This window comes from Sulfuricurvum sp. (assembly GCF_049305995.1).
In the GTDB taxonomy this organism is placed as follows: Bacteria; Campylobacterota; Campylobacteria; order Campylobacterales; family Sulfurimonadaceae; genus Sulfuricurvum.
Window position 1 is genome coordinate 1 of record NZ_JBAQPS010000197.1, and the last position, 10,198, is coordinate 10,198.

Consider the following 10,198-nt stretch of genomic DNA (forward strand, 5'->3'; position numbering starts at 1 on the left):
CCATCACCGTTTCCTGAAGTGATGGGACGTGTCTGTCCGCATGATCGTCTTTGTGAGGGTGATTGTACCCTCAATGACGGTCATGGAGCAATTACCATCGGTAGTGTTGAGACCTTTATCAATGAAGAGGGATTTAAACAAGGATTGAAGCCCTATTTTCCGGGGATTACGACGGATAAAAAAGTGGCGATCATCGGTTCAGGCCCTGCTGGACTCTCTGCAGCAACGTATCTTTTACGCTCAGGGATCGCGGTAACGATGTATGAGCGTTCCGATCGTGCGGGGGGATTGCTCACGTATGGTATCCCTAATTTTAAACTCGATAAAAAAATCGTTGAGCGTCGCGTTAATCTCCTTCTTGAAGCGGGATTAAAACTTGTCCTCAATTGCGAAGTAGGCAAAGATATTGAATTTGATGCTATTGCTGACAAGCATGATGCAGTGTTTATAGGTATCGGTGCTACAAAAAGCAAAGGTGCGAAGATTGCCGGTGAAAATGCTTCCAATGTCTATCCTGCAATGGACTATTTGACCGCTATTCAGCGTAAAAATTTCGCTTCTTCTTACGATAAAAAATTCGATTTCAAAGACTTAGACATCGTCGTTATCGGGGGTGGTGACACCGCGATGGACTGTGTTCGTACTGCGAAACGCGAAGGGGCGAAAAACGTAACGTGTTTGTATCGTCGTGATGCCCACAACATGCCTGGATCGGTAAAAGAGTATAAAAATGCGATTGAAGAGGGTGTAGAGTTTGTTTTCCATGCCTCTCCAAAAGAGGTCATTTTAGGGGATAACGGCAAAGCTGTCGGTATCCACATGGCTAAAACCGTTTTAGGTGCTAAAGATGAGTCAGGGCGCCAAAAAATGGAAGAGGTTAAAGGGGGAGATTTCAATATCAACGCCGATGTTATCATCATGGCCCTTGGATTCGATCCGTGTGTTCCTCCATTTTTGGCTGAAAACGGGATTGAGGTAAACTCATGGGGCGGTATTATCGTCAATGAAAACAATGAAACAACAACAGCCGGTATCTATGCCGGAGGGGACTGCTATCGCGGTGCTGATCTAGTCGTAACTGCTGCCTATGATGGGCGCGAAGCAGCTCGTTCTATCGTAAAATCACTCCTTCGCTAATGAGCGATTTTATCGAGGCTTCTATCCGTGCGTGTCACGAGATAAAAGCCCTTATCGAGGAGGGAGACCTCACTTTATTTGTCTACCACGAAAAAGGTTTTGGCGGGGATATCAGCAGCGGTGCTGATTTACGGGCCGAAGCGATCTGTTTTTCTCATCTCTCCTCTTTTGGCTCAATTTTTTCTGAAGAGAGTGGGTGGATGTCTCCTGAATCTACGACCAATATTTTCCTTGATCCGATTGACGGAAGTGATAATTTTCTCTCACAACTCCCTTATTACGGTGTTTCTATCGCCCGTGTATCGCATGGAAAAACAACAGAGGCATTGGTGTGTAATCTTTCAAACGGTGATCTATTTATCCGTACCTCTCATGAATATTACAAGAGTAATTTGCATAACCCTTTTCAAAAATTTGAAATTTTGACCAATGCGTCAGCAAAAATCGGTCTTTTTGAAAAAGCACCAGAACACTCGGTATTAATTGAAAAATTGATGGAAAAAAAGCTGAAATTTCGCTCTCCCGGAGCATTAGCCCTTTCATTAGCATATGCTCCTTATGTGAAATATGTGCTATTTTTAGGTACAATGCGACCTTACGATATCCAAGCCGGATTATTCTTGAGTAAACACCTTCATGTGTTTAGTGACGATAGATATATCCTCATGTGTTCGGATAAAGCGCTTTTTGAGCAGATACGTTTGATTGTAGAAAAGGAGTATTTTTGAGTCTATTTAACCTGTTCGGGGACTCCGAAAAGAAAAAACAACCTACCAAAAGCGAGGCTCCGTCTCACTGGGTAAAATGCCCCTCGTGCCAGTCGCTGATGTATTACAAAGAGATTGAAAAACAAAATCATGTTTGTCCTAAATGTGGATTTCACTTACGCATTGGTGTGAAAGAACGTCTTGCTCTTATTGCGGATGAAGGAAGTTTTGTTGAGTTTGACGGAAATCTTCGTCCTGTTGATCCTCTCAATTTTGTGGATAAAAAAAGTTATGCCGCACGTGTTGAAGAGGGATTTGCTAAAAACGGCACTTACTCATCGGTTGTGAGCGGAGAGTGTACGATTAATGAGGTTCCTGCACAACTCGTTGTATTTGACTTTAATTTTATGGGCGGTTCGCTTGGTTCGGTCGAAGGGGAAAAAATCGTTCGTGCGGTGAATCGTGCATTAGAGAAACGTCAAGGTCTTATTATCGTCAGTGCCAGCGGCGGAGCACGTATGCAAGAGAGCACCTTCTCTCTTATGCAGATGTCAAAAACGTCTGCGGCGTTGGCAAAATTAGCGGATGCGAAGCTCCCTTATATTTCACTCCTTACTGACCCTACTATGGGAGGCGTTAGTGCCTCTTTTGCAACACTCGGAGACATTATTATCGCCGAGCCGGGTGCTTTGGTTGGATTTGCGGGTCAACGTGTTATTAAACAAACCATTGGAAGTGACCTCCCTGAAGGGTTCCAACGGGCCGAATTTCTTCTCGAAAAAGGTTCTATCGATATGATCGTAGAACGCAGTGAGCTCAAAGAGACACTGAGTGACATGCTTAAACTTTTTCTCCCATAATGAAACTTTACGCCCTCTGTGATGCTGATATGCTCCGCTATAGGGGCGTTGATCTCCTCTCCTTTGCTGAGCGTGCAAAGGTATTAGGTGCTGAAATTCTCCAGTACCGCAACAAACACGCCGACATCGCTACCGTAAAAACCGATTTGATAGCATTACGCAGAGTTTGGGAAAGCTTTTTAGTGATTAATGATCATTATGAGCTTGCCACTTTTTGCGATGGTGTCCATATCGGTCAAGAAGATTTATACGCAATTGATCCTGATCCGATTCGTGCTATCAAAATTTTAAAAATGGCGATTGGTGAAGATAAAATTATCGGACTTTCCACTCATAATAGTGATGAGATAAAGATCGCAAATACCCTTGATCTGCATTACATCGGTTTAGGGGCATACCGTGCCACATCGACGAAATTAGAAGCTAAAGTACTAGGGGATAAACTCGATGAGATCGCGGCACTCTCCAACCATCCTGTAGCGGTAATCGGTGGGGTAAAGCTCGAAGATAGTTTTAATTATGTTACCTACAAAGTAATCGGAAGTGGACTATTATGAATATTTCGATCATAACCATTGCAAAAAAAGAGCGCTCACTATATGACCCTCTCTATCAAGAACAGATGAAGATGATCTCTCGTTTTGCGAAAGTGGATGACGTTGAATTGTTCCCAAAAGAGGTTGTAAAAGCACACACAATTAGCGCAGAAGCATCGCAAATTGCGTATTCGAAATTATTATTACCTATGTTGGGTAAAAATTACTCGATTGTATTGCATCCTGAGGGTAAAAAATTGGATAGTTTTGCATTTAGTAAGCTTATAAGTGATAAAATTTCGTTGCAATTTTTTATAGGTGGTGCTTACGGCTTTGAAAAAGGTTTTGTTGAGCAGTGTGATGTGGCTATCAGTCTCTCTGAGATGACGATGAGTCATAAAATCGCAAAGGTAGTTTTACTAGAACAAATCTACCGTGCCTATTCATTGTTAGCAAACCATCCGTACCACAAATGAGGAGCATTGATGAGAGACCATGAGTTGCAGTACTTCGAAGAGATTTTATTAACGCGTAAAGCGCAGATTATCAAAAATCTTACCGGTGTCGAGAGCGAAATGAATCAGTTACGTGAGATGGAATTGAACGACGAAGGTGACTATGCATCGGCTAGCAATGACAATATGGTTGAAAATGCTATAGGTTCACAACAGATGCATGAACTTGAAGAGATTGAAGCAGCACTTATGAAAATAAAAACGAAACAGTATGGTATATGTGAAATGTGTGAAGATGATATTGGTTTTCAACGTCTTAAAGTAAAACCGCATGCGAAGTATTGTATCGTATGTCGACCAATCGTTGAAAAAAATAAACACTAGATAAGGAAAAAAAATGCAACTGAAACGGTATAGTATTGCATCGTTTATTTTGATGATATTGGTCGCAGTAGCGGTCTATTCGGTCGATAACGGATCGATTTCATTTGATTTGTTAGGGATGCACTTCCCAAATTTACCGGTTGCATTTTGGGTTATTGTCCCTTTGTTTATTATGTATTTGGCCAGTTTGCTCCATATGGGTATTTATGCGATAATGGGAAATTTTAAGCTTCGCCGATTAAATAAAGACCATGAAAAAATGATGGATGCACTACGTGATTCCCTTCTTGGTCTTAGCGAACGTAATTACGTTTATAAAAGTGATGCTTATAAACTTATAGGCAAATTGGTTGATAATTCTTTAATTCTTCCTTATGAGACACTTCGATCGATTGGTAATGAAAAAATTGACGAAGCACTAGAGCTACTGCGTGATGTTAAGGAGAAGAAAAAAGTAGATATTAAAAAATTTCATTTACCCGCTACAACGTCGATTGCAATCCAAAATAATTTAAACCGTTTTGAGCGTGGAGAGATTGATGCAGATGCTGTTCTTTCTCGTCCAGATAACTATGGTGAAATCGTTTGTGTTAAGGCATATGAACTTTATATTAAAACTGCATCAGTTGGGTCAGTGATAAAGTTTAAATATCTTTTTACAAAATCATCATTAATCACTTTTATACAACGTATCAATGCAAGTGAGAATGGTATCCAAATCACTAACGAAGAATTAGTATCTATTTTTTCGATTCTTAAACTTCAAGTACATGATTGGATTGATCTGTCAGAAGCGATGTCAAAAAACATGCTTCCCGAGCAGCGTATTCGTCTTTTTGAAATGTTAAGCGAAAATAATGATGATGCTATGGAAGGATACCTTTATACATTGTACGATCTACAAATGATTGATACAGCAAATGAAATTTTAAACAATACTGCCAATAACGACTATTTGATTTTTAAAGCATACCGTGATCTTAAGCGTGCAAATAAACACTATGATATCGCGATCTTTTTACGTCGTAGTTGCTGAGTAAATCCTAACGGGCAACAATAATTGTTGCCTTCTCCTCTAAGGTAATTTTATGACTTCTAAACTCTCATTTGATATTCCTATTTATGCTCTTGCTCCACTAGCCGGCTATACCGATTTACCATTTCGTAATGTCGTCAAAAAATTCGGTGCTGATTTGACGGTGAGTGAGATGATCAGCTCAAATGCTCTTGCACATGGTTCGATCAAAACGATCAGAATGTTAGAACGAAGTCCCAATGAAGATCCCTATTCAGTTCAGATTGCCGGAGCTGAAGAGGATATCGTCCGTCGGGCTGTAGAGGTATTGAATACTCAAGATAATATTGATATTATTGATCTTAATTGTGGATGTCCTGTTCCAAAAATTGTTTGTCACGGTTCAGGAAGTGCGTTGCTCAGTGATTTACCACGTATGGCACGCATTATAGAAACAATCAAAAAAAACTCGAACAAATCGACTCTCAGCGTTAAAATCCGATTGGGTTTTGAGTCAAAAAATCATGTTGAAATCGCTAAAGTAGTTCAAGAGTGCGGTGCCGATTTTCTCGCCGTTCACGGGCGTACCCGTGCGGGAAAATTTAAAGCTCCTGTCGATTATGATGCGATTGCTGAGATCAAGGCTTCTATTGGTATTCCTGTGATCGCTAACGGTGATATCGACTCTTTTGAAAAAGCGCAATGGGTATTGAAACACACAAAGGCTGATGGTATCATGATCGGTCGCGGAGCTGTCGGAGCACCGTGGATTTTTCATCAGCTCAAAACCGGAAATGCGACGGTTGATCCACTCATCAAACATGCAATTATTATGGAGCATTTGGATGGTATGGTAAGTTTTTACGGTGTACGCGGTATTGTGACGTTTCGCAAGCATGTCCATACTTATTCTAAAGGCTACGAAGGCGCATCTGCCCTTCGTGATCTAGTAAATCGTATTGAAGACCCTATCCAGTTTCGTGCTGTTATCGATGAATTTTTTCTTACGCATCGACAAATTATAGGAGGATGCAACACATCTGATATAAATGTTTATGAATCAATGTAATAGTATCTATTTTCTTTTAAAGCTATAATATGAGTATGATTCTTGGTGATATCGGCAATACATCGGTAGATTTATATTTGAATGGTAAACGAACCAAGTTTAGCGTAGCAAGGTTTGATCCTTTATCGCTTTCTGGGGAAATTTACTATGTTAGTGTCAATAGTGCTTTTAATAAAAGAATCGTAACACTCGAAAATTGGTATGATCTTTCGAAATGGATTGATTGGGATAAATACTATCCGACGATGGGGATTGATCGGATTATGGTGTGTGAAGCGGTTGATGATGGGGTCATTGTCGATGCGGGGAGTGCCATCACAGTGGATGTGATGCGCGGCGGTGTTTATCATGGAGGCTTTATCGCTTTAGGAGTTCGTGCGGCACAGGAAGCATATGCGCTGCTCTCTCCAGCTTTGGATATGTCATTTAACTTTGAGGTAGATTTGGCTAAAATGGCGAAAAATACCCCAGATGCTCTTACGGTCGGTTTTTTGGCTCCGTTGATCTGTAAGATCGAGAGTTTAGGAAAACCCGTTTATGTGACCGGAGGGGACGGGCGGCTACTGTCTCGTTTTATACCCGAAGCAGTCGTTGTGGAAGATTTAATCTTTCAAGGGATGAAAAAGTTGATTGAAAAAGGTGTTAAATGCTAAGTGTCGCACTCCCAAAAGGGCGAATTGCCGAAGATACGTTGGAAATTTTTGAAACCATATTCGGAAGCAGTTTCAAATTTGATGATCGTAAATTGATCTTGCAAACCGAAAATTTTAAATTTTTATTGGTACGAAACCAAGACGTAGCGACGTATGTGTATCATCAAGCCGCCGATATCGGGGTTGTGGGACTCGATACCCTTGAAGAGCAGGGGTTGGATGTTATTCGCCTCCTTGATCTGCAAAAAGGGAAATGCCGTGTCGCGATCGGTATGCGTGCGGGAGAGAAACCTGACTTTACCAAAAGCGAGATCAAAGTAGCGACGAAAATGGTGAACATCACCAAGCGTTATTTTGCCGAACGTGCAGTGGCGGCCGACATCATAAAACTCTACGGTTCCATCGAACTCGCCCCTCTTGTCGGACTTGCCGATATGATCGTCGATGTCGTTGAAACAGGTAGTACGATGAAACAAAACGGGTTGGAAGTGGTGGAGACAATCATGGAATCTACAACCCATTTGATTGCTAATAAAAACAGCTTTTTTGAAAAGAAAAGTGAAATTTTAGATATATATGAAAAAATTAATACCCTCTTGTACGGAAAACACTAAGCAATTAACTGTTGATTAACATTAGCTATCTACAATCTCGTTTAGTATATATCGAGACAAAGGATAGTTATGTCAAACACTTACCCATCGCGTTTAGCGCTTTTAATTCTTTTTGGCGGTTCCGCATTATTTGCTGAGAGTTTTTCGACCACCGAATATGTTACCGTTACGAAATCGGTTCCAAATTACTCTACTATTCAAGAAACTGTTCCGAGTGAACGATGCTATGATGTGAAAGAACAAGTCAGTAGCGGTAGTAATAATGATATTGTCGGAGCAGTAGCTGGTGGTGCTTTAGGGGGTGTTATTGGACATCAAATTGGTGGGGGTAGTGGTAAAACGGTTGCAACCGTAGGGGGAGCTGTTTTGGGTACGCTTGCCGGACAAAGAGTTGGTAGTACCTATGGAAACAGTGCTCCAACCTATCAAATAGTACGAAAATGTGAAACGGTTAATAGTTATAAAACACGTCAAGTTATGGACGGGTATACCAATTTTGCAAAATATAAAGGGAGAGAAATCAGTGTTGAGAGCAATACTGCTCTCAAACAAATTCCGATTACGATCACGTATAGCTATTAATTTCGTCTAAGCCTTATAAAAGGGCTTAGATTTTCTCTTTGTAACCATCTTTTTAAAGTTTTTTCGTTAAAATCAATCATATTATTTTTTTATTCGCAGGAGTTTTTATGGCACTCAAAGTAGCAATCAACGGTACAGGAAGAATCGGGATTATCGTCGCTAAGATTATTGCTGAACGCAGTGACATTGAACTGGTAGCATTGAACACGACGGCTAAACCCGAAATGCTCGAATATCTTTTAAAATTCGATAGCGTACATCGCGGTATTGATGCCAAAGTTGTGGATGAAAATACCATTGCAATTGCGGGTAAAAATGTCCGAATGTTCCGTGAACGTGATATCGATAAAGTCGATTTCGGAAGCTGCGGTGCAGAGGTAGTTATCGAGTGCACAGGTGTATTTTTAGATCAAGAGAGCTGCGCGAAACATCTTAAAAACGGTATTCGTAAAGTCGTTATGTCTGCACCGGCAAAAGATGATTCTCCGACCTATGTTATCGGTGTGAATTCGGATAACTATCAAGGTGAAGCGATTATTTCGAATGCCAGCTGTACAACCAATGGTCTTGGACCGATTTGTAAAGTTTTAGATGATGCTTTCGGTATCGAAAATGGTTTAATGACTACCATCCACTCTTACACTAACGATCAAAACATCCTCGATGTTAAGCACTCCAAAGATCCTCGTCGTGCTCGTGCGGCAGCGTTGAACATGATCCCTACAACGACGGGTGCGGCTAAAGCGATCGGTAAAGTAATGCCTCACCTTCTTGGAAAACTAAACGGTTATGCGATGCGCGTACCGACACCGGATGTTTCGGTAGTCGATTTAACGGTTAACCTTAAAACAGAGGTTACCAAAGAGGCTATTAATGCCGCTTTTGCTGCCGCTGCTGAGGGATCATTCAAAGGGATCCTTGAAGTGGATAACGACAAGCGGGTATCCTGTGATTTCATCGGTTCTACCTATAGTTCTACCTATGTACCGGATATGACCAGCATTGTCGATGGTAAAACAGTAAAAGTTTTGGCTTGGTATGACAATGAATGGGGATACAGTAGCCGTCTTGTTGATATGAGTGTTCTTATTGGTAATCATTGATGCTTCGGTTTACAAACTATTTTGATACTAAAAAACTTGATCCTTTAACGGTTGAAAAAGGGTTTGAAACAGTACAGCATGAAGCTACTTCAGGCTCTGTAGGGTATTATCATCTTCCTAAATTCTCTCAACCTTTAGTAGATGAACTTCAAGAACTCTATAATCAAATCGATCGCCGTTTTAATACGATTGCTATTATTGGTATCGGTGGTTCATCTCTTGGGATTAAAGCAATAGAACGTCTTCTACGTCCCAGTACTCCTAATGCCAAAAAATTGGTTTATTTAGAGAATTCTGATCCTGTTGCCATTATGCAAGGGATGAAACAAATTGATAAGTTTCGTACGCTATTTATCGTTATTTCCAAGTCTGGAGGAACGGTAGAAACAATGTCTATTTTCAAACATTTGATTCACAGTTTTGAATTGACCTTGGATTATTCTGATCAAATTTTTGTTGTCAGTGATCAAGATTCTATCCTTTCAAAGTTTGCAGATGAATACCATTTACGCCGTTTCGCAATTCCTGAAAACGTTGGAGGTCGATTTTCGGTACTCAGTGCTGTAGGAATCGTTCCATTGACGCTAGCTGGCTTTGATACTAAAGCAATTTTACGTGGTGGAGAAGGATTTCTAGAACGTTTTTGGGATCGGAAAGAAGAACATATAATTCAAAAAGCAGTTTATTATGTAATGCATAGCGAGCATTATCCTATGAATGTATTGTTTGGTTACTCCGATTCGTTTGAAGAGTTTGGTAAATGGGTAGTACAACTTTGGGGAGAGTCCCTTGGCAAACGTAATCAACGCGATGAACGAGTAGGGCTTACACCAATTTCTCTTATCGGTTCGGTTGATCAACACTCTTTTCTGCAGTTGATTATAGAAGGACCACTTAATAAAACGGTTACTTTTATGTATATTGAACATTCCGAAGAACATTTAATGATTCCTAATCTGTCATTAACTCATTTAGAAAAAAGTAATTTTCTTAATACATATAGTTTCAATGAGCTTATTAATGCCCAATGTCAGGCAACGATGCAAAGTGTGTTACAAAGTGGGGTCAGTGTTGATGAGATTG

At 40.5% G+C, this 10,198-nt stretch carries 13 protein-coding genes; all 13 read left to right on the forward strand.

Translation table 11 applies throughout. The features are described from left to right. Window positions 1-1,137: glutamate synthase subunit beta (locus WA010_RS06650; protein ID WP_422556360.1), on the forward strand; the 1,137-nt coding region annotated here is incomplete at its 5' end. Next, on the forward strand, window positions 1,137-1,865 hold the full coding sequence (locus WA010_RS06655; protein WP_422556361.1) for an inositol monophosphatase family protein: 729 nt from the start codon (window positions 1,137-1,139) through the stop codon (window positions 1,863-1,865). The genes WA010_RS06650 and WA010_RS06655, both read left to right, overlap by 1 nt. Beyond that, window positions 1,862-2,704, forward strand: a complete 843-nt coding sequence (accD, locus tag WA010_RS06660; RefSeq protein ID WP_422556362.1) for an acetyl-CoA carboxylase, carboxyltransferase subunit beta — start codon at window positions 1,862-1,864, stop codon at window positions 2,702-2,704. The genes WA010_RS06655 and accD overlap by 4 nt, the downstream gene beginning before the upstream one ends. Then, complete coding sequence (locus WA010_RS06665) at window positions 2,704-3,261, forward strand: thiamine phosphate synthase (RefSeq protein WP_422556363.1); 558 nt, start codon at window positions 2,704-2,706, stop codon at window positions 3,259-3,261. Before accD ends, WA010_RS06665 begins: the two co-directional genes overlap by 1 nt. Continuing rightward, the gene (locus tag WA010_RS06670; RefSeq protein WP_422556364.1) at window positions 3,258-3,716 is read left to right on the forward strand and encodes a 23S rRNA (pseudouridine(1915)-N(3))-methyltransferase RlmH; all 459 of its coding nucleotides are present in this window, start codon (window positions 3,258-3,260) and stop codon (window positions 3,714-3,716) included. The genes WA010_RS06665 and WA010_RS06670 overlap by 4 nt, the downstream gene beginning before the upstream one ends. Before the next feature lie 9 nt (window positions 3,717-3,725). Beyond that, window positions 3,726-4,079 carry an RNA polymerase-binding protein DksA gene (gene dksA, locus WA010_RS06675; RefSeq protein ID WP_422556365.1) on the forward strand — a complete coding sequence of 118 codons (354 nt, stop codon included), beginning with the start codon at window positions 3,726-3,728 and terminating at the stop codon, window positions 4,077-4,079. Between the two features lie 13 nt (window positions 4,080-4,092). Beyond that, window positions 4,093-5,115, forward strand: a complete 1,023-nt coding sequence (locus WA010_RS06680; RefSeq protein WP_422556366.1) for a hypothetical protein — start codon at window positions 4,093-4,095, stop codon at window positions 5,113-5,115. Window positions 5,116-5,167: 52 nt separating this feature from the next. Next, window positions 5,168-6,163: a tRNA dihydrouridine synthase gene (locus WA010_RS06685; protein ID WP_422556367.1), complete on the forward strand. Its 996-nt coding sequence runs from the start codon at window positions 5,168-5,170 to the stop codon at window positions 6,161-6,163. A 29-nt stretch (window positions 6,164-6,192) separates the two neighbouring features. Continuing rightward, window positions 6,193-6,816 carry a type III pantothenate kinase gene (locus tag WA010_RS06690; RefSeq protein WP_422556368.1) on the forward strand — a complete coding sequence of 208 codons (624 nt, stop codon included), beginning with the start codon at window positions 6,193-6,195 and terminating at the stop codon, window positions 6,814-6,816. Further along, a complete protein-coding gene (gene hisG, locus WA010_RS06695) occupies window positions 6,810-7,430 on the forward strand; it encodes an ATP phosphoribosyltransferase (RefSeq protein WP_422556369.1) in 621 nt (206 codons plus the stop codon). The genes WA010_RS06690 and hisG overlap by 7 nt, the downstream gene beginning before the upstream one ends. A 69-nt stretch (window positions 7,431-7,499) precedes the next feature. Continuing rightward, window positions 7,500-8,012, forward strand: coding sequence for a glycine zipper 2TM domain-containing protein (locus tag WA010_RS06700; RefSeq protein ID WP_422556370.1), 513 nt, complete (start codon window positions 7,500-7,502; stop codon window positions 8,010-8,012). A 107-nt stretch (window positions 8,013-8,119) separates the two neighbouring features. Next, entirely contained in the window at window positions 8,120-9,115 is a 996-nt protein-coding gene (gene gap, locus WA010_RS06705) for a type I glyceraldehyde-3-phosphate dehydrogenase (RefSeq protein WP_422556371.1), read from the forward strand. Then, window positions 9,115-10,198, forward strand: a 1,084-nt coding sequence (locus WA010_RS06710; protein ID WP_422556372.1) for a glucose-6-phosphate isomerase, incomplete at its 3' end; no start/stop codon positions are given. The genes gap and WA010_RS06710, both read left to right, overlap by 1 nt.